Genomic DNA, 20,480 nt, shown 5'->3' on the forward strand with positions numbered 1-20,480 from the left:
GTTTACCATTTAATAACTGTAAGGATTAGAAAATAGAAGAAAAACATTACAAGCATAAGAGAATGAATAATAAACGCTGTTTTGGTTTAAAAAAGACTGAAATTGGTTTGTTTTCGGCGTTTTCATTATTTCACTTTTATTTAAGGGGAGAATATAATAAGTTTCATCAAACGCAATAAAAACTGCAAACCGGCTTAATCCCGAGGCACTCGGGAGCGGAGGAACCAATTTTTTGGGGTTAATTCTATGATTGTTGTAGAAGGGATGAGAAAGCTCTTTCGCCATCCTACCCGTCAGCTAACTTCGTCGGCTAAAGCGAGGGAGGTCATAAGACCGCCTGAATCGAGAAGGTCTTTTTTGTTGTCTTCAGACAGTAGGAATGAATTTCTCGAATGATTTTTGCAGGTCTTTTTCGTTTGCAATTCAATAGCAACTGTTCCTGAATGAGTACAGGGAGACGGAACGCAAAGAGGGCACACGTGCTGGCTGGGCGTTAGGTAGACCAATGAGTACTTTTTCTCCGGCAGTTGAATTCATGAATAAGTTCGCCATAAGGGAGGAGCCTAATCTCCTTCTGTGTGGGGAGTCTCTATTCATTGATTCAATTCGGGGTAAGAGTATGATTTGGTCTATTTTTTTTCGCTCTAAAATGGCATTTTTGCTCATCAGGCTTTGTTTGAGTGGTGTAGGAGGGTGACAGATACGTATGTAAAAGCGGCTATGGGTAAAACGAAAATCTGGGGGATTTAGCGATTTTAACTATTGAATAAGGAGGAGAGCGGTATGGATATCATCTCCGTAGCACTAATACTAGGTTGTTTCGGAATATTTTATTTAACGGTAAATTTTTGCGACAAGGTCATTGATGAACAGGGAGGCAAAAAGTAATGATCCTCTTGCTAATCATTGTTGCCGGCCTATCGATCTACTTGGTAGACGCGTTGATTCATCCTGAAAAGTATTAATGTCTTCTGTGTTTATTGAAGGAGGAACCCACTGTGGACTTTATACAAATAGCAGTTGTTTTGAGCTTGCTTCTCGTGTTGGCTATTCCAATGGGGCGGTATATTGCCTCGGCATTCTCGCTTGAGGCAACTGGACTAGATAGAGTGTTTGGCGGAATTGAGAATGGAATCTATAGGCTGGCGGGCATTAAAAAAAATGAGATGACGTGGAAAGAGTATGCGAAAGCGCTGCTCCTCAGCAATCTCGTAATGGTTCTGATTGCTTACCTGATCCTGCGGTTACAAGGAATTCTGCCAGGTAATCCAAGTCAAATAGCCGGAATGGATCCGCTGTTGACGTTTAACACGGCCATTAGTTTTTTGACGAACACGAACCTGCAGCATTATAGCGGGGAATCGGGGTTATCGTATTTATCACAAATGATGGTCATCATGTTCTTGATGTTTGCTACACCCGCTACCGGTCTTGCAGCAGCTGTTGCCTTTTTCCGTGGGATAACCGGCCAGAAAAGCTTGGGTAACTTCTATATCGATCTAACTCGTGCTATTACTCGTATCTTATTACCTCTATCGATAGTAGTTACCTTGGTTCTGGTTGCCCAGGGCGTACCGCAAACATTGGCCCCTACAGCTTCGGCAACAACTGTGGAAGGGACACAGCAATTAATCGCTCGAGGTCCAGTCGCTTCTTTGGAATCTATTAAGCATTTGGGAACGAACGGTGGAGGATTCTTTGGCGCTAACTCAGCTCATCCGTTTGAGAATCCTACACCGTTTAGCAACGTGCTCGAAATTCTCTCCATGTTCTTGTTGCCCGCTTCTTTACCGTTTGCTTTTGGGGCGATGACGCGTAATCGGAAGCATGGATGGATTATTTTCGCGTCGATGGGACTGATGTTCGTAGCCTTTTTGACAACGGCTTATGTCAGTGAAATAAACGGAAACCCTGCGCTGGCTAAGGCAGGATTATCACAATCGATGGGCAGCATGGAAGGGAAAGAAGTTCGTATTGGTATAGCCCAAAGCGCATTGTTCACGACCGTCACCACTGCAGCTACGACAGGTTCCGTCAATAATATGCATGACACCTTAACTCCGCTAGGTGGAATTGTTCCACTCGGTCAAATGATGCTCAACTGTATCTTTGGTGGAGACGGGGTTGGAACGATCAACATTTTGATGTACGCCATTCTAGCTGTGTTTCTGGCGGGACTAATGGTAGGGAGAACCCCTGAGTTTTTGGGCAGGAAGATTGAAGGCAAAGAAATGAAATTAATCGCCATTACGATTCTTGTCCATCCATTCATTATTTTGGCTCCGAGCGCAATCGCTTTGGTTACTCAAATGGGCTCTTCTGCTATATCAAACCCGGGATTCCACGGCATATCACAAGTTGTTTATGAATTTACTTCTTCGGCGGCGAATAACGGCTCTGGATTTGAAGGCTTGGGAGATAACACTCCTTTCTGGAATCTCTCTACGGGATTAGTGATGCTGATGGGTCGATATATCTCCATTATTGCTATGTTGGCTGTTGCCGGATCACTAAAGGCGAAGACTCCTGTTCCTGAGACAATTGGTACATTTAGAACAGACAATAGTACCTTTTTGGTGATCCTCGTGGCAACTGTCTTGATCGTAGGAGCGTTGACCTTCTTCCCAGTCATAGCCTTAGGACCGATAGCCGAATGGTTGACGATTCGTTAATACAGGAGTAAAGGAGCTATACCTATGAGTACATCGCGCAAATCCGCGCTTAACCAAGAGTTGATCAAGGAAGCAATACTAGACTCATTTAAAAAGCTGAATCCTCGTACCATGGCTAAAAATCCCGTCATGTTCGTGGTGGAAGTTGGTTTTATCGTAACACTGATTCTGACGGTCTTTCCTGGATGGTTTGGCACACAAGCCAATCCTGTCTACAACGGAATCGTTAGTGCGATTTTATTTGTAACCATTCTGTTTGCCAATTTCGCGGAAGCGTTGGCGGAAGGGCGCGGGAAAGCGCAAGCCGCCAGTCTGAAAAAAACCAAACAAGATACTCAAGCAAAAGTGATCCAGAAAGATGGATCGATTAAAACAGTAAGCTCTACCAATTTACGTAAAGGTGACATCGTCCTGGTTGATACGAATGAGTTGATTCCAAGTGACGGGGAAATTATTGAAGGCGTGGCAGCAGTAGATGAATCGGCGATCACTGGAGAATCGGCTCCGGTGATTAAAGAAGCGGGTGGGGATTTCAGCTCGGTTACAGGTGGAACTCGTGTCATTAGTGACCAGATTAAGATCAGAGTGACGACTGATCCAGGGGAGTCCTTCTTGGATCGAATGATCAGCCTGGTAGAAGGGGCGGAACGTCAAAAAACCCCTAACGAGATCGCACTGAACACATTACTGGTCAGCTTGACGCTCATCTTCTTGATTGTTTGTACGTCACTAGAGCCGATCGCGGCATATGTGAATGCCAGCATCCCGATTGCAACGCTTGTCGCCTTGCTGGTTTGCTTGATCCCGACAACCATTGGTGGTTTATTGTCCGCCATCGGGATTGCCGGAATGGACCGGGTCACTCAATTTAATGTCATAGCGATGTCAGGTAAAGCTGTTGAAGCGGCTGGTGATATTAATACCATCATTTTGGATAAAACAGGAACCATTACATTCGGAAATCGTATGGCTGCGTCATTCGTACCAGTGGGAAATGCAGAAGCAGAGGAATTGAATCGTATGGCTCTCAGGAGCTCTCTGCATGATGAAACACCTGAAGGCCGCTCTGTCATCGAACTGGCAAAAAGACTGGGTGTTCCCGAATCTGAACTACAGGTTCAAGGGTCGGAAGGAATTGAGTTTAAGGCGGAGACACGAATGAGTGGTACGGATTTCGCTGATGGCCAAAAAGTCCGCAAAGGTGCTGTAGACGCCATTAAAGAATATGTAACCCAACAAGGTGGTGTGATCCCTGCCGACCTTGAGGAGAAAAGCAAACAGATTGCTACAGATGGCGGTACACCTCTTGCAGTAGCAGATGGAAATCGCATCTTGGGATTAATCTATCTGAAGGATACCGTAAAGCCTGGTATGAAGGAGCGCTTTGACGAGCTACGTAGAATGGGAATCCGGACGATCATGTGTACCGGTGATAACCCGCTGACAGCCGCTACAATTGCTCGTGAAGCGGGTGTGGATGATTTTATTGCTGAAGCGAAACCAGAAGATAAGATTGCGGTAATTCGCCGCGAACAGGCGGCAGGAAAATTGGTTGCCATGACAGGAGACGGTACGAACGACGCTCCTGCTCTTGCCCAAGCCGACGTGGGTCTTGCCATGAATAGCGGTACAGTAGCCGCTAAAGAGGCTGCCAACATGGTGGATCTCGATTCTGACCCAACGAAAATCATTGAAGTTGTGGCCATTGGCAAACAGCTTCTCATGACTCGTGGAGCTCTCACGACGTTTAGTATCGCGAACGATGTGGCCAAATACTTTGCGATAATTCCAGCGATGTTCATGTTAGCCATCCCACAGATGAAAGCTTTAAACATCATGGGGCTGGCGACACCGCAAAGCGCTATCTTGTCCGCATTAATCTTCAATGCGATTATTATTCCGATTCTAATTCCACTTGCCATGAAGGGTGTCAAATACATTCCAATGAGCGCAACCAAGCTGTTGACGCGAAACCTGTTCATTTATGGCCTAGGCGGAGTGATCGTTCCATTTATCGGAATCAAAATCATTGATGTAATGCTTGTACTATTCGGCCTAGTGTAAATCATGAGAAGGTAAAGGTGAAACCTATGTTAAAAAATGTACGGTTCATACTTGTATTGATAGTGATCTGTGGTATTGCCTATCCGCTTGCGATGACAGGAATTTCACAGCTGATCATGCCAGCAAAAGCAAACGGCAGCCTGATCACTGACCAAAACGGAAAAACAATTGGCTCAGAATTAATTGGTCAAACATTCCATGACCCCAAATATTTTCAGGGGCGCATTTCCTCAATCGATAACAATGCTGCAGGTTCGGGTTCCAATAACTACGCCCCTTCTAATCCAGCGCTGATCGAGAGAACGCAAAAGGACATCGAAGCTTTTTTGGCCGCAAATCCAACTGTCAAAAAAGAAGAGATTCCAGCCGATCTCTTAACCAACTCTGCTTCGGGACTTGATCCGCACATTTCACCGCAATCGGCCAAAATTCAAATTTCTCGAATTGCCAAGGCAAGAGGAATGGATGCTGCCAAAATCGAAGCGCTAGTTGATCAACAGACAGAGGGACGGCAATTTGGTATTTTTGGCGAGCCAAGAGTGAATGTCTTAGAGCTTAATCTCGCTTTGGACCAATTGAGATAGCTAGAAATGGGGAGAGATTCGTCTCTCCTTTTTGCCATTTTTCTTTTTGAGAGGAGTTCGTGTATGTCGTCCGATCAATTCCGCAGAAAAACACCGGAAGAGATTCTGCTCTCCATTTCCAAGATGCATCAAGGACATCTTAAAATTATCGTTGGTGCCGTCAGCGGTTCGGGCAAAACCTATCATCTGTTGTTGGAAGGAAAAGGATTAAAGAAGCGTGGAATTGATGTAGTGGTTGGTGGTGTAAGTGGTCCCAATCGGTCTAAGACACATGAACTAGTAGGCGATTTGGAAGTGATCCCTCCCATCGTCTGGAATGATCATGGGGTTGAACGACAGGACTTAGACATAGAGGCAATTATCGAGCGTGATCCTGAGGTGGTTTTAGTTGACGCCCTTGCCCATCGCAACCGAGCGGATTCTCCACGAGCCACTCGATTGGACGATGTGAATTATTTGCTCAGTCACAATATTAGTGTGATTACGACGATTAACATTTATGAGTTAGCTGGTGTCAAAGAGATCGCCGAGAAAATCATGGGCGTTCAGGTGCAAGTAGACCATTGTGTACCGGAAGGCACCTTAGCTTTGGCCAACGAAGTCAAACTGTTGGATGTCACCCCGGAAGCCATTCTCAAACGTATTCAAGAAGGAGCCATTAGTACTCGTCATGAAGAAAAGCGAGGAACAGAAAAACTGTTTCGCCGCAATAACCTTGCCGTACTGCGAGAATTATCTTTACGTTTTGTCGCGGGTGAAGTAAACGAAGCGTTAGATGAATATCGAGAGAAGCATGGGATGATCGGGCCGTCAGGAGCAACGGAAAGAATTTTGGTTTCTGCCCAATATCATTGGAATGGTTCGATTCTGATCCGTAGGGGTCAACAGGTTGCCAAACGATTAGGGGGAGAATTGCTCGTTGTCTGTTTTCGTCGGGATGATCAAAAGCTTTCCAAGGAAGAAGCGACGTTTCGGCGATCCATTATGAAGCTGGTCGAAAAGGTTGGCGGAGAATTTGAGGAAAAACCATTAGCGAAAGAAACAGACGTTGCGAAAGAATTAATCGATTATGCCATTGAGAAAAATATCACGAGAATTGTATTGGGACAGTCCAAACGTACCAGGTGGGAAGAAATCGTCCGTGGTTCCATCATTAATCGGATTCTTCGGATGACACGGAATATGGATGTCCTGATTGTTGCGGACAGGTCAGAGCGTGATGGAGAGAGAGTCCTGCCAGCTAAACATATCAAAGGGACACCGAATCCGTACAGACGGCTCACCCAGGAAGAAATGGAACAAGAGATTGGGAAGATTAGACGCGGAACTTTAAAAGTTTATATTGGGGCAGCACCCGGTGTCGGTAAGACCTACACGATGCTTCGAGAGGCCAACGAACTGAAGAAAAAAGGAATTGATGTTGTCATTGGCTTACTAGAGACACATGGTCGTAAAGAAACAGCTGAGCAAATTGATGAATTGGAGATCATCCCTCGGAAGAAAATCCATTATAAGAACGTCATCCTAGAAGAGATGGACACAAAAGCCATTATTCTTCGCGATCCGGAAGTGGTCCTAGTCGATGAACTAGCCCACACGAATGTGCCGGGAAGCTATTATGAGAAGAGATATGAGGATGTGCAGAGGATTTTAGAAGCGGGAATTTCGGTGATTTCAACAATGAATATACAGCATTTGGAGAGCCTAAATGACAGTGTAGAACAAATCACCGGCGTACGGGTAAGGGAGACCGTGCCTGATCATCTCTTGCACCAGGCCGACGAAATTGAGCTAGTTGATATCTCGCCAAAAGCGCTACGCGAAAGGATGCGTGAGGGAAATATCTATACGGCGAATAAGATTGAGCAAGCGTTAAATCATTTTTTTAAGACAGGCAACTTGATCGCGTTGCGCGAGCTTGCTTTACGGGAAGTGGCAGATGATGTAGATGAACGCTTGGAATCATGGGAGAGGAAACGGAATCTGAGAGGGCCTTGGCGTCAGGAAGAAAGCATCTTTGTCTGCGTAAATCTTCGCCAGGATAGCGAGCGCATGATTCGAAGAGGGTTTCGTATTGCTTATCGTTTGAAAGCTGTCTGGTATGCTGCTTATGTACAGGACCATGAACCGCTTACCTCAGGGGAAGAGCAGCAGCTTGTAAAATTAAAAGCATTAACCGAACGGCTTGGCGGAATATTTGAGGTGTATAAGGTATCCGATCGAAGGAAGGTCTTCCGAGAGCTTGCCGATCAAATGAAGTCGAAAAATGCGACACAGGTGATTATCGGACACTCTGCTCGTACACGCTGGGAAGAAATTTGCAAAGGCTCAGTTGTTCAGAGACTCCTTCGGGAAGTGCGGCATATGGATGTGCTTGTCGTATCGGATCAACAAATAGAAAAAAATAAAAATAAGTAGCCCCAACCTTGTTGCTATACAACAGGATGAAAAAAATAAGGATGCCAGCTTAGCTCAGCTGGTTTCCTTATTTTTTTGTCTTCTCAGTTCCATTAGGAAGAGCAAACTAGACAGAAAAGGTGCAATTTTTAGTCTATTTCAGATAAAATGAAAAAGAAAAGACAAAAATAGAATAGACTAATTCGGGAGAGAGAGAATAATGACAAGTCAAAGAGATATTCAATTGCATGCATCAATCAGTAGAATAAGAGAAGATACATCCATTTCAGCGATAATTGTGGGGTTCATCGCCACGATGGTTTCGTACGCAGGACCTTTGCTTATCGTTTTTCAGGCTGCCAAGGCAGCAAATCTAAGTGATGCTCAACTTTCTTCTTGGATTTGGGCAATATCATTTGGTAGTGGTCTCACCTGTATTCTTCTCAGTATATGGTTCAAGGCGCCTGTTATTACGGCTTGGTCCACTCCTGGTTCTGTCTTGCTCGTGTCCAGTTGGGGGTCTTATTCTTATTCCGATGCCATTGGTTCATTCATCGTTTCCGCGATAATTATCACGTTATTAGGTGTATCGGGTCTTTTCTCCGCTATCATGAAGAGAATTCCTTACCCGATTGTCGCAGCGATGTTGGCGGGAATCTTATTGAAGTTTGGAATTGAAGTATTTGTTTCAATGAAGGAATTACCCGTCCTAGTCGTACCAATGATCGTATGTTATCTGGCTTTCAAGCGTTGGTCACCACGTTTCGCAGTCATTAGTACTTTATTTGTTGGTCTACTGATTGCCTATAGCCTTCATCGACTAAATTTTGGCGGAATTGACATGACGATTGTAAAACCGATTCTAACCACTCCGACCTTTTCGTGGGACGCAATCATTGGCTTAGGAATCCCCTTATGTATTGTAACGATGGCGTCCCAAAACGCGACGGGTATCGGTGTCCTACGGGCAGATGGATATCAGACGCCGGCTAATCCTTTAATTGCAACCACTGGAATCGCCTCACTTCTTCTTGCGCCATTCGGTGCTCATGGGATTAACTTAGCGGCAATTACCGCAGCGATCTGCACAGGGGAAGAAGCGCATATCGACTCTTCCAAGCGCTACATTGCCGGGATTGCGTGCGGTGGCTTTTATCTGTTATATGGGATTATGGGTGCGGCAATCGCATCGATTTTTTCGGCTTTTCCCAAGGAATTGATTGCAGCCATTGCCGGATTGGCCTTATTCGCGTCCTTAAGTTCTAGTCTTTCTTCCGCTATGGAAGGCTTGCAAAAAGAGAGCGCCCTCATTACGTTTCTTGTCACCATATCGGGAATTTCCATTGCCGGAATTGGAGCCGCATTCTGGGGGCTGATTGCAGGTGTGCTCACGCATTGGATTTTTACGGCGGATGTTAAAGGAATTTTGAACCGAATTGGAGAATGAAAGGTTTGTTGTTTTCTTAGGAGGGATGTTTGTGAGCTTTCATGGACAAGTGATTTTGCCGGCAGCCAGACACATGAAGGACTTTGAAAAGATATTAAAAAGCAATTACGAATACGGAGTGTTTCTTGATACACATATCGGGCAGCTAAAAAGTGTGTACGCAACAGCCAATCGCGAAAATAAAAAAATGTTTCTGCACGCCGACCTCATTCAAGGTCTGAAAAATGATGAATATGCGACCGAGTATCTGTGCCAGGAGATTAAGCCGTACGGACTGATTTCTACCAGAACCAGTGTGATTCTGAAGGCCAAACAAAAAGGCGTGTTAGCGATCCAGCGTATCTTTCTCTTAGATACCAATGCGTTGCAGAAAAGCTACGCGTTATTGGAGAAAACGCAGCCAGATTTTATTGAAGTGCTTCCAGGGGCAATGCCCAACATTATTGCGGAAGTCTGTGAACATACCAGAATCCCCATTTGGGCGGGTGGACTGATTCGCACGGTTTCCGATGTGGAGCAGGCGATAAAAGCGGGTGCAACAGCGATCACAACCTCCAATCACGATTTGTGGCAACACTTTAATGATTATGAAATATAAGGGTTGACAACGCTTTCATTATGCAATAGTATAAGTCTTAAGTTAATACAGGTGACGGAGATATGGAGATTCACCAAAAGGTTCTTCTCATTTGAGAGGTTGCTTTTTGTGTGAGTCTCCTTTTCTTTTTGACACCTAGTCAAACACTTCGGAGGTCGATGTGAATGTCCGCTTTTTGGGGAGAGGTCGTAGGAACGGCAATTCTGATTCTTTTAGGGGGCGGGGTTTGTGCAGGGGTTTCGTTGAAGAAATCTTTTGCAAATAGCTCCGGCTGGATCGTCATCACAATGGGATGGGGTTTGGCAGTTGCAGTAGCCGCTTATTCTGTTGGATCTTTTAGTGGCGCTCACCTGAATCCAGCGCTCACATTAGGGTTGGCGTTTATGGGAAGCTTCCCTTGGGAAAAGGTTCCGAGCTATATTCTTGGACAATTTATTGGTGCAATGATTGGGGCAACGCTTGTTTATCTGCATTATCTCCCTCACTGGAAAGAAACAGAGGATGCTGGAACCAAATTAGGCGTATTTGCTACCGGACCTGCAATTCCTAATGTATTTACCAACTTGTTAAGTGAAATTATCGGTACTTTTGTTCTTGTAGTTGGAATTTTAGCGATTGGCGCAAATAAATTTACAGATGGACTTAATCCTTTTATTGTTGGCTTTTTGATTATCAGTATCGGTCTTTCTTTGGGTGGTACAACTGGTTATGCGATCAACCCTGCCCGTGATTTGGGTCCTCGTTTGGCTCACTTCTTCTTGCCGATCCCAGGTAAAGGTTCTTCTAACTGGGGATATGCGTGGATTCCTGTAGTTGGACCAATTCTCGGAGGATCTTTTGGCGGATTGTTCTACAAAGCCGTGTTCAAAGGGGAAGCAACTTCATCTCTTTGGGTTGTTCTTGCCGTAATGGTAGTCGTATTGTTAATTGCTTATGTGTCAAATAAAGGAAACTCTAAACAAACCAGCAAAAAAGTAGCAGCTTAAATAAATACAAGGGGAGCGGATTTACATGGAAAAGTACATTTTATCTTTGGATCAAGGAACAACAAGCTCACGTGCGATTCTGTTCAATAAAAGCGGCCAAATTGTACACACAGCTCAACAAGAGTTTCCACAGTACTTCCCTAAACCAGGTTGGGTAGAGCACAATGCAGCCGAAATTTGGGGCTCAATCCTTGGTGTTATTGCGACTTGCTTAAGTGAAGCGGATATCAGACCAGAACAAGTGGCAGCAATCGGGATTACCAACCAACGCGAAACCACAGTTGTTTGGGATAAACATACCGGAAAACCTGTTTATAACGCTATTGTGTGGCAATCTCGTCAAACCAGCGATATTTGTAACGAATTGAAAGAAAAAGGGCTGGATGAGAAGTTTCGCAGTAAAACAGGCCTGTTGATTGACGCCTACTTCTCTGGAACCAAAGTAAAATGGATCTTGGACAATGTAGAAGGAGCAAGAGAGAAAGCTGAACGAGGAGATCTCCTTTTCGGTACAATCGATACATGGATTATTTGGCGACTGACTGCTGGACGTACACATGTAACTGATTACTCCAATGCTTCCCGTACCCTTATGTACAACATTCACGATTTGCAATGGGATAAAGAATTGCTTGATATTCTGGGAGTACCTGCATCCATGCTTCCAGAAGTTAAACCATCTTCTGAAGTATATGGCTACACAGACGAAACCCATTTCTTTGGTCAACAAGTTCCAATTGCCGGAGCTGCTGGTGACCAACAGGCTGCACTCTTCGGTCAAGCGTGCTTTGAGACTGGTATGGCGAAAAATACATATGGTACCGGTTGCTTCATGTTGATGAATACGGGCGAGAAACTGGTAACCTCCAAACACGGTTTGCTGACTACAATCGCTTGGGGCATCGATGGCAAGGTAGAATACGCCTTGGAAGGAAGTATCTTCATTGCGGGTTCTGCTATCCAATGGCTGCGTGACGGACTTCGCATGTTCAAAGATGCCAAAGAAAGCGAAGCCTATGCAACTCGTGTAGATTCCACTGATGGCGTGTATGTCGTTCCAGCATTCGTTGGATTGGGTACTCCGTATTGGGACAGTGAAGTTAGAGGGGCTGTATTTGGCTTAACTCGCGGTACGAGCAAAGAACACTTCGTTCGCGCTACCTTGGAATCTTTGGCTTATCAAACCAAAGATGTATTGGCTGCGATGGAAGCTGACTCCGGAATTTCGTTGAAAGCGTTGCGCGTTGACGGCGGAGCGGTTAAAAACAACTTCTTGATGGAATTCCAAAGCAATATCCTGGGCGTTCCAGTTGATCGTCCTGTCGTCAATGAGACAACCGCATTGGGTGCCGCATATTTGGCTGGTTTAGCTGTTGGCTATTGGAAAGACAAATCCGAAATTGCCCAACAGTGGAATATCGACCGTCAATTTGAACCAACCATGTCTGATGACAAACGCGATGAGCTCTACAGCGGTTGGAAAAAAGCGGTGCGCGCCACAATGGCTTTTAAATAATAATGTTTTGTGTTAGAATAAAACTAAGTTAATAATTAGTCTGGAGATCTGGAGAGACCACAAAGCATTATAGCCATTGCTATAGTGTCGTTGTGGTCTCTTTTTTCTGTGAAAAACGTCTCGACGTTTTTCATAATGCTGAGATGTAGCCGCAGGGCGGTAAAACAAAACGGTCATGACCGTTTTGTTTATCTCTATTGCTCGAATGGAGGAAGAGATATGGATTCGTTTTCAGGTTTAAAGAGACAAAAAGTGGTTCAGTCCATGAAGGATGCTACGTTTGACGTGTTAATTATAGGTGGAGGGATTACCGGAGCGGGTATAGCGCTCGACGCGACAACACGCGGCTTGAAAACCGGGCTGGTTGAGATGCAGGACTTTGCTGCGGGAACCTCCAGCCGTTCGACGAAGCTAGTGCACGGTGGCCTTCGCTATCTGAAGCAGTTTGAAGTGAAAATGGTAGCTGAAGTGGGAAAGGAACGGGCCGTTGTGTACGAAAACGGGCCACATGTAACAACACCTGAATGGATGCTTCTTCCCATTCATAAAGGCGGAACATTTGGGAAATTCAGCACATCCATTGGGTTGAAAGTATACGACTTCTTGGCCAACGTAAAAGGAAACGAACGCCGTAAAATGTTGAACCAGCAACAGACGCTTCAAAAAGAGCCGTTACTGAAAACAGATGGACTTCTTGGGGGCGGTTATTATGTGGAGTATCGTACCGATGACGCAAGGCTGACAATTGAGGTCATGAAAGCCGCTGTAGCTCATGGTGCGACCGCCCTTAACTACACCAAGGTAGAAGATTTTATTTATCGTGATGGAAAAGTGATAGGGGTTAAGGTCACCGATCTATTGAGTGGCGAGACTTACTGCATGTATGGCAAAAAAATTGTGAATGCAGCCGGCCCTTGGGTAGATACCTTACGGGAAAAGGACAATTCCAAGCGAGGAAAAGTCCTGCAGCTATCCAAAGGGGTTCACTTGGTCATTGATCGCAAGCGTTTCCCGCTGCATCAGGCTGTTTACTTTGACACTCCTGATGGCCGAATGGTGTTTGCGATTCCACGCGGCGAGAAAACTTATGTAGGAACAACGGATACATTTTATAAAGAAGACATGGTTCATCCACGAATGACAAAAGAGGATCGCGCTTATGTGATTAACGCCATCAATTTCATGTTCCCTGAAGTAAAAATTCAGCCGGAGGATATCGAGTCCAGTTGGGCCGGAGTACGTCCACTCATTTATGAAGAGGGGAAATCCGCTTCCGAAATCTCTCGCAAAGATGAGATCTGGCAGTCTCAATCTGGCTTGATTACGATTGCTGGAGGAAAATTGACAGGGTATCGCAAAATGGCGGAAACCGTAGTAGATTTGGTAGCTTCTCTGCTTCAGCAAGCGGGAATGGGACCATTCAAAGGCTGCATGACTAAGCAGCTTCCGATTTCGGGTGGGGACGTAGGCGGAAGTGCCAACTACCCGGCGTTTATTATGGCAAGGGCGAAGCAAGGGGTAGGAAAAGGATTGACGCAAGAGCAGGCGGAACGTTTGGTCAGATGGTATGGTTCCAATGTTGATCAGGTATTTTTCATAGTGGATACCCAGAAAGCTGCCGCAGAAGCTGCCGGACTTCCAATTGATGTGTACGCGTCTCTGATCTACGGATTAGAAAACGAGATGGTGATGAAGCCGGTTGACTTCTTTATCAGACGTACAGGCGCTTTGTTCTTTGATATTCACTTCGTAGAGAAATGGAAGATGGCTGTTGTTCAATTGATGGCCGAGAAACTGGGCTGGACTGAAGAAACAAAAGCGAAGTATCTCACTGAATTGGATAATTATTTGAATGATGCAGTGGTACCTGCGTAAAGGTTATCAAGCTACCACGTATGAAGGGGAAAAGGATCAAGAATCCTTTTCCCTTTTTTGCATTTTCTTGACCGGATATACATGAATAACACATCTTTTCGTACCTACATATGCTAGGAAGGACTGAAGCAGAGGTGATGTGATGATGGGTGGGTGGATATCACTCTTAATTCTCTCCGTTGCGATCGGTTTAGATGGGTTAAGTGTTGGTGTTACGTACGGGTTGCGTCGAATGAACATCCCGCTTCACTCTTTATGTGTGATTGGTTTTTGCTCGATGACCGTTGTGTTTTCCGTTATGACCGTGGGAAATACCTTTCTCCATTGGATAACACCTGCCATGAGTCAGAAATTAGGAGCCAGTATACTCATCTTGATCGGTTTTATCACGCTTTGGAGAATGTATTTTTCCAAAGACAAAAAAGAGGAGTTGCCCGGTACAAAAAAACAACCAAGTGAACATCCGATGACTCAAATTCGCATTTTTGGGTTGATTATTCAAATCCTGAGGGACCCGTCTTACGCTGACTCGGATCAATCAGGACATATCTCGGGTTGGGAGGCTGTCACTCTTGGATTAGCCTTATCCCTGGACGCTTTTGGAGCGGGGATCAGTTTTGCTTTATTGGGTTACCCTCCGTTGTTAACGGCGAGCTTCGTAGCCGTGACGAGCGCTTTTCTTCTTTTCTTCGGATTGATGTTGGGAAGACGTTTTGAGAAGTTCAGGTGGTTTCAAAGTTTAACCTGGTTGCCGCCTGTGATGTTAATCTGTATCGGTTTGCTGAAGGGTGTCAGTTGAATTTTATAATCTGGAGAGTACAACTTCGTTTCTTGTGGTTGTGCTCTTTTTTATTGGGCAATTTTGGAGTTGAACAGTCTTTCTGGTAAGATGAATACAGGAAAATCATGTTAGTTATCCATTGGAGGGAGCAGAGTTGGAGAATATCACAGAGTTAGTGCACCATGCTCTTTTTTTGATTGTAGCGATTCTTACTTTTGGAATTTTGGCCGGGAAGCTTTCGAGTATATTAAAGCTGCCTGACGTCGTTCTATTCCTGATCGTAGGGATTATTTTGGGGCAAGGCGTACACCTCATTTCGGAAACGAGCCGATCGTTTACGAATCAGTTTATTTTGACGCTAGGGGCTACCCTGATTTTATTTGACGGGGGAAGGCTGATTCGAATTGAGACGCTCAAGAAGGTATGGCTTTCCGTTGTTCTTCTTAGTATTCCGGGAGTGTTCATAACGGCGGCAGTGGTGGCAGCTTCAGCTGTTTGGCTGTTTCACCTTCCATGGGTGTATGCGATTCTTTTAGCAAGCATTATCGCATCCACTGATCCGGCTACACTAATTCCTGTTTTTAAGCAGGTACATATCCGTAAAAAGGTAAAAGAAACAGTGGAAAGCGAATCGGCATTTAACGATGCGACGGGCTCGATCATTACTTTTTCGGTGTTGGCGGTTGCGATGGGGACAGAGAGTTTCTCCTTGGGTCATGCGGTTGTAGACTTTTTGAAGGTCTCCTTAGGGGGAATATTGGTTGGATTGCTCATAGGGGGCATCATTTCTTACCTGGTTGCCCATTCCCGGTTTGGATTTTTTCAAGAGTACACGGCTATTTTCATGATTGTGGCTGCTGTTGCTCCTTATCTCATTGGTGAATCCATTCATGTGAGTGGATTTATGGCGACTTTTGTTGCCGGGCTTGTTTGGGGAAATACTTATTTGTTTGGATTTGGTATGGAGGAAAAGCAAGATGAAATGAATCATCTGATCGATAATTTAACGCTGAAGATGCGGATGCTGATCTTTATTCTATTGGGTAGTCAAGTTGACCTTGGGGCGATTATGAAATATCTCTGGAGCGGCTTATTAGTCGTCGCCATTTTTATGCTGATTGCCCGTCCGCTTACCGTCTACCTCTGTACGCTTCCTGACCGCAAAGCTGAATGGAAGAAGGAAGAGCGATTATTTATGTGCTGGGTCAGAGAGACCGGGGTTATTCCTGCGGCGTTATCGGGAATGGTTACAGGGTTAGGATTACCTCATTCTGACATTATCGCATCGGTTACTTTTCTGGCGATCCTGGTAACCATTTTACTGCAAGCTAGTACGACAGCCTTTGTCGCAAGAAAACTGGGTATTGAGGAAACAAGGTCTGGGACGAATAACTGAGGTTAATTCTAGTAAACTCCTCTATTTGGACGAGATAAACGCAATGTGATATAATAAAGTATTGCGAAAACCAGTTGGAGGGTTATCCATTATGGTAGAAGATCGATTAACTAAAATTAATATAAGCCAGGAGATGCGGGACTCCTTTATTGACTATGCGATGAGTGTCATTGTCAGCCGCGCGCTTCCAGATGTTCGTGACGGATTGAAACCAGTTCATCGTCGGGTTCTCTATGCGATGCATGATATGGGGTTAACACCTGACAAAGGGTTTCGTAAATCCGCAAACGTGGTCGGGGAAGTCATGGCGAAATACCACCCGCACGGTGACTCAGCAATCTATGAAACGATGGTTCGAATGGCGCAGGATTTCAACATGCGTTATATGCTTGTAGAAGGACAAGGAAACTTCGGATCCGTTGACGGTGACCCTGCGGCCGCCATGCGTTATACCGAGTCCAGAATGTCCAAAATTACTTTGGATTTATTGCGTGACATCGACAAGGATACAGTAGACTTTGTTCCAAACTATGACGGTCGCGAGGAAGAGCCGATTGTTTTGCCGTCCCGTTTTCCTAACCTGCTGGTCAACGGTTCATCTGGGATTGCCGTAGGGATGGCAACGAATGTTCCGCCACACAATTTGGGCGAAGTAATTGACGGGGTAGTCGCCATGATTGACAACCCGGATATTACGATTCAGGATTTGATGAAAATCATAAAAGGTCCTGACTTCCCAACTGCTGGCGAGATTTTGGGTTACAGTGGCATTCGTCGTGCCTATGAAACGGGCCGCGGCTCGATTGTGATGCGCGCCAAAACGTTGATTGAAGAGGTCAAAGGAAAACCGCGCATTATTGTGACGGAGATTCCTTACCAAGTGAATAAAGCGAGACTGGTTGAAAAAATTGCCGAGCTTGTTCGTGAGAAAAAAATTGATGGAATTACCGACTTACGCGATGAATCTGACCGCAAAGGTATGCGCATCGTTATTGAATTAAGACGTGATGTTGTGCCTAAGGTCGTTCTGAACAACCTGTTTAAGCATACACAATTACAAAGCACGTTTGGTGTCAACATGCTCGCTCTAGTTGATAACCGTCCGCGTGTGCTTAATTTGCGTGATCTCATCTTCTATTATTTAGAGCATCAACGCGTCATTGTTCGCAGAAGAACAGAGTACGATTTGAGACAAGCCGAAGCGCGGGCACATATTTTGGAAGGCTTGCGTATAGCTCTTGACCATATTGACGCCATTATTAGCCTGATTCGTTCATCTAGAACAACAGATGAAGCACGTGAAGGGTTAATGACACAATACGCGTTAAGTTATGAGCAGGCACAAGCGATTCTCGATATGCGTCTCCAACGACTCACAGGCTTGGAACGTGAGAAGATCGAGAACGAGTATCAGGAACTTCTCGCCAAAATCGCTGAATTAAAAGCTATTCTTGCGGATGAAGGCAGAATTTATGCTATTATTCGTGAAGAAATTCTGGAGATTCGTGATAAGTTTGGCGATGAGCGGAGAACAGAAATCACGTTTGATGAGGACAGCATTTTGGATGCGGACCTAATTCCTCAAGAGGATGTCGTGATCACATTAACCCACGGCGGTTATATTAAACGGCTTCCTGCCACGACATACCGGAGTCAGAGACGCGGAGGACGCGGAGTTCAAGGTGCTGGCACCAAGGATGACGATTTTGTCGAGCAGTTGCACATTACCAACTCGCATGACACGATCATGTTCTTCACAAGCAAAGGGAAGGTATACCGCGTAAAAGGCTACGAGATTCCTGATCTCAGCCGCACCGCCAAGGGAACGCCAATCATCAACCTGATTCAAATCGAAAAAGGCGAAAAGGTTAGCGCGGTTATCCCGGTGAAGGATTTTGGCGGTGATCGCTGCCTGTTCTTTGCCACGAAAAAAGGTATCGTCAAGAAAACGGATCTTTCCTCATTCGAAAATATCCGCAAAGGTGGGCTCTTTGCAGTAAACCTGCGCGAAGATGATGAGTTGATTGCTGTTCGCTTAACGGACGGTAACCAGGAAATTATGATGGGAACCAAGCAAGGGATGTCTGTGCGATTCCCGGAAAGCGACGTTCGCACAATGGGCCGAACTGCTACTGGCGTAAAAGGTATCACTCTTGACGAAGACGATGATGTCATTGACATGGATGTTGTAAAACCTGGAGCGGATGTACTGATCGTTACAGCCAAAGGATACGGAAAACGCACGCCAATCGAAGAGTATCGGATCCAATCTCGTGGCGGTAAAGGGATTAAAACCCACAACGTGACCGAACGAAGCGGGCAAGTGATTGGCCTGAAGATGGTTGAAGAAACCGAGGATCTGATGATTGTCACAGGATCAGGTATTATTATTCGCACAGAAATCAAAGGAATCTCGTTAATGGGTCGCTACACTCAGGGCGTTAAATTAATTCGACTGGGAGAGAATGAAGAAGTCGGATCGATTGCCATCGTAGAAATGAGTGAGGAATCCAACGATCAACCAGATGGTGAAACTGAAGGTATTGATGCGCCTAATGATTTAACAGAGGCTGGAGATGCAGATCAGACAGCATCTGACGAGACTTCCGATTCAGAATAATGATGGAAGAGATGGTGGAATTCCGCCATCTCTTTTTTTCGGTTCTGGTACATAGGACTTTTCACTTGAAAAGGAAAAGAGTAGTATAAATAGTAATAGAGTGTATTCGGGAGGATAATCATGCCCATCGTAACGGTTAAACACCTTTCTTTAGGTGCGGTTCTAGCTGAAGAAGTGCATACATCACTTGGTGGGCTACTTTTCCCAAAAGGTACGGTTATCCAAGAGAACGAGATGGAGTTTCTTGAGGCCTTCCAAATTGAACAGGTTGATGTAGAAGAACTTGAAGCTGGAAAAGTTGAAAAGAATGAAGAGTCAAAAGCGGAAAAAACGGACATGAAAAAACCTGCGAAGAAGGTAGAAGGTAAATCAACTTTTGAGCAAAAGTATGATAAAGCTGTTCACTCCTTAAAAAATTTATTGCAACAAGTTCAGGGTGGACAAAACATCCCGGTAATGGAAGTAAGGGAAGCTATTACTCCGATTTTACAGAACGTTCAGGATCAACCTAATATTATGTTGGCATTAAGCAAGGTCGCCAATATTGATACATATACGTATGAGCATTCCATTGCAGTTGGTGTTTTTTCATATGTAATCGCCAAGTGGATGAAGGTTCCCGAGAAAGAATGGATGCAAATTGCTTTAGCCGGAACCTTGTTGGATATTGGGAAAACAAAAGTAGATCCCAAAATTCTTTGGAAACCAGGCAAGTTAACTTATAACGAATTCGAAGAAATGAAGAAGCACACGCTATATGGCTATCAATTAATCAAAGCATCGCCAGGATTGAATGAAGGGGTAGCTCTTGCAGCACTGCAGCACCACGAAAGAGAAGACGGCTCTGGATACCCTCTGGGACTCAAAGGAAATCAATTGCATTTATATAGTAAAATCGTGGCAGTTGCCGATGTTTACCATGCGATGTGCTCTAATCGCGTTTATCAACAGGCTGCTTCACCTTATGAGGTCGTTGATCAACTGCTGCAAGATAGCTTTGGGAAGCTTGATCCTACCATTGTTCATACTTTCGTGAATGGTATTACTCAATTTGCCGTAGGGACTGTTGTAGAATTAAGTGATGGATCGCTTGGCAAGATCGTTTTTACGGATCGTAACTACCCTACGCGACCACTTGTTGAAACGAACGGGGATATCATTAATCTTGCGGACAATCGTAGTCTGTCTATTAAAAGAGTGATCAGTTAATAAGCGGTCATTCTATAAGGAATAAGGCATGAAAGATCGAGTTGACTCGATCTTTTTTTATTTATGTCCAAATTAATTTATAAGAAAGTGGTTGACTTATACTAGTACGCGTGTTATTCTAATTAAGTCGCCTGAGGGAAACGAAAAAAACGTTTGACACTGATAGCGATAAGGGCTATAATAGATAACCTGTGATGTTCTTTGAAAACTGAACAATAAACGTTTAGTGAATCAAACACTAGCCAAGCAAAACTGTTTTGAAGTTTAGAATCAACTCAACTTTATTGGAGAGTTTGATCCTGGCTCAGGACGAACGCTGGCGGCGTGCCTAATAC

14 protein-coding genes and 1 riboswitch are annotated in these 20,480 nt (G+C 44.8%); all 14 genes read left to right on the plus strand.

The window, feature by feature from the left end; genetic code table 11:
* Positions 1 to 181 precede the first annotated feature (181 nt).
* Positions 182 to 327, plus strand: a riboswitch (cyclic di-AMP (ydaO/yuaA leader).
* 560 nt (positions 328 to 887) lie between these two features.
* The 14 genes from kdpF to ACQCN2_RS11445 all read left to right on the plus strand — a co-directional run bounded on the left by kdpF (position 888) and on the right by ACQCN2_RS11445 (position 20,145).
* The gene (gene kdpF / locus ACQCN2_RS11380; protein WP_426929055.1) at positions 888 to 965 is read left to right on the plus strand and encodes a K(+)-transporting ATPase subunit F; all 78 of its coding nucleotides are present in this window, start codon (positions 888 to 890) and stop codon (positions 963 to 965) included.
* A 33-nt stretch (positions 966 to 998) separates the two neighbouring features.
* On the plus strand, positions 999 to 2,672 hold the full coding sequence (gene kdpA / locus ACQCN2_RS11385; RefSeq protein ID WP_426929027.1) for a potassium-transporting ATPase subunit KdpA: 1,674 nt from the start codon (positions 999 to 1,001) through the stop codon (positions 2,670 to 2,672).
* A 24-nt stretch (positions 2,673 to 2,696) separates the two neighbouring features.
* Positions 2,697 to 4,736, plus strand: a complete 2,040-nt coding sequence (gene kdpB, locus ACQCN2_RS11390) for a potassium-transporting ATPase subunit KdpB (protein WP_426929028.1) — start codon at positions 2,697 to 2,699, stop codon at positions 4,734 to 4,736.
* Between the two features lie 26 nt (positions 4,737 to 4,762).
* The gene (kdpC, locus tag ACQCN2_RS11395) at positions 4,763 to 5,320 is read left to right on the plus strand and encodes a potassium-transporting ATPase subunit KdpC (RefSeq protein WP_426929029.1); all 558 of its coding nucleotides are present in this window, start codon (positions 4,763 to 4,765) and stop codon (positions 5,318 to 5,320) included.
* 63 nt (positions 5,321 to 5,383) lie between these two features.
* The gene (locus tag ACQCN2_RS11400; protein ID WP_426929030.1) at positions 5,384 to 7,738 is read left to right on the plus strand and encodes a universal stress protein; all 2,355 of its coding nucleotides are present in this window, start codon (positions 5,384 to 5,386) and stop codon (positions 7,736 to 7,738) included.
* 199 nt (positions 7,739 to 7,937) lie between these two features.
* Complete coding sequence (locus tag ACQCN2_RS11405; protein ID WP_426929031.1) at positions 7,938 to 9,164, plus strand: benzoate/H(+) symporter BenE family transporter; 1,227 nt, start codon at positions 7,938 to 7,940, stop codon at positions 9,162 to 9,164.
* A 31-nt stretch (positions 9,165 to 9,195) separates the two neighbouring features.
* Positions 9,196 to 9,762: a glycerol-3-phosphate responsive antiterminator gene (locus ACQCN2_RS11410; RefSeq protein WP_426929032.1), complete on the plus strand. Its 567-nt coding sequence runs from the start codon at positions 9,196 to 9,198 to the stop codon at positions 9,760 to 9,762.
* A gap of 164 nt (positions 9,763 to 9,926) precedes the next feature.
* Positions 9,927 to 10,748, plus strand: coding sequence for an MIP/aquaporin family protein (locus ACQCN2_RS11415; RefSeq protein WP_426929033.1), 822 nt, complete (start codon positions 9,927 to 9,929; stop codon positions 10,746 to 10,748).
* A 25-nt stretch (positions 10,749 to 10,773) separates the two neighbouring features.
* A complete protein-coding gene (gene glpK / locus ACQCN2_RS11420) occupies positions 10,774 to 12,264 on the plus strand; it encodes a glycerol kinase GlpK (protein WP_426929034.1) in 1,491 nt (496 codons plus the stop codon).
* A 219-nt stretch (positions 12,265 to 12,483) separates the two neighbouring features.
* On the plus strand, positions 12,484 to 14,139 hold the full coding sequence (locus ACQCN2_RS11425; RefSeq protein WP_426929035.1) for a glycerol-3-phosphate dehydrogenase/oxidase: 1,656 nt from the start codon (positions 12,484 to 12,486) through the stop codon (positions 14,137 to 14,139).
* 142 nt (positions 14,140 to 14,281) lie between these two features.
* Positions 14,282 to 14,938 carry a sporulation membrane protein YtaF gene (ytaF, locus tag ACQCN2_RS11430; RefSeq protein ID WP_426929036.1) on the plus strand — a complete coding sequence of 219 codons (657 nt, stop codon included), beginning with the start codon at positions 14,282 to 14,284 and terminating at the stop codon, positions 14,936 to 14,938.
* A gap of 136 nt (positions 14,939 to 15,074) precedes the next feature.
* Positions 15,075 to 16,316, plus strand: a complete 1,242-nt coding sequence (locus ACQCN2_RS11435) for a cation:proton antiporter (protein WP_426929037.1) — start codon at positions 15,075 to 15,077, stop codon at positions 16,314 to 16,316.
* A 91-nt stretch (positions 16,317 to 16,407) separates the two neighbouring features.
* Entirely contained in the window at positions 16,408 to 18,936 is a 2,529-nt protein-coding gene (gene gyrA, locus ACQCN2_RS11440) for a DNA gyrase subunit A (RefSeq protein ID WP_426929038.1), read from the plus strand.
* Positions 18,937 to 19,056: 120 nt separating this feature from the next.
* Entirely contained in the window at positions 19,057 to 20,145 is a 1,089-nt protein-coding gene (locus ACQCN2_RS11445; RefSeq protein ID WP_426929039.1) for an HD-GYP domain-containing protein, read from the plus strand.
* Positions 20,146 to 20,480: the final 335 nt, after the last annotated feature.

It is taken from the genome of Brevibacillus ginsengisoli (assembly GCF_050113715.1).
Taxonomy (GTDB): Bacteria; Bacillota; Bacilli; order Brevibacillales; family Brevibacillaceae; genus Brevibacillus_H; species Brevibacillus_H ginsengisoli.

Excerpts from the sequence above, each read along its gene's own strand:
- kdpF (WP_426929055.1), top strand. The coding sequence starts at position 888 with ATGATCCTCTTGCTAATCATTGTTGCCGGCCTATCGATCTACTTGGTA.
- kdpB (WP_426929028.1), top strand. The coding sequence starts at position 2,697 with ATGAGTACATCGCGCAAATCCGCGCTTAACCAAGAGTTGATCAAGGAA.
- kdpC (WP_426929029.1), top strand. The coding sequence starts at position 4,763 with ATGTTAAAAAATGTACGGTTCATACTTGTATTGATAGTGATCTGTGGT.
- ACQCN2_RS11400 (WP_426929030.1), top strand. The coding sequence starts at position 5,384 with ATGTCGTCCGATCAATTCCGCAGAAAAACACCGGAAGAGATTCTGCTC.
- ACQCN2_RS11405 (WP_426929031.1), top strand. The coding sequence starts at position 7,938 with ATGACAAGTCAAAGAGATATTCAATTGCATGCATCAATCAGTAGAATA.
- ACQCN2_RS11415 (WP_426929033.1), top strand. The coding sequence starts at position 9,927 with ATGTCCGCTTTTTGGGGAGAGGTCGTAGGAACGGCAATTCTGATTCTT.
- glpK (WP_426929034.1), top strand. The coding sequence starts at position 10,774 with ATGGAAAAGTACATTTTATCTTTGGATCAAGGAACAACAAGCTCACGT.
- ACQCN2_RS11425 (WP_426929035.1), top strand. The coding sequence starts at position 12,484 with ATGGATTCGTTTTCAGGTTTAAAGAGACAAAAAGTGGTTCAGTCCATG.
- ytaF (WP_426929036.1), top strand. The coding sequence starts at position 14,282 with ATGATGGGTGGGTGGATATCACTCTTAATTCTCTCCGTTGCGATCGGT.
- gyrA (WP_426929038.1), top strand. The coding sequence starts at position 16,408 with ATGGTAGAAGATCGATTAACTAAAATTAATATAAGCCAGGAGATGCGG.
- ACQCN2_RS11445 (WP_426929039.1), top strand. The coding sequence starts at position 19,057 with ATGCCCATCGTAACGGTTAAACACCTTTCTTTAGGTGCGGTTCTAGCT.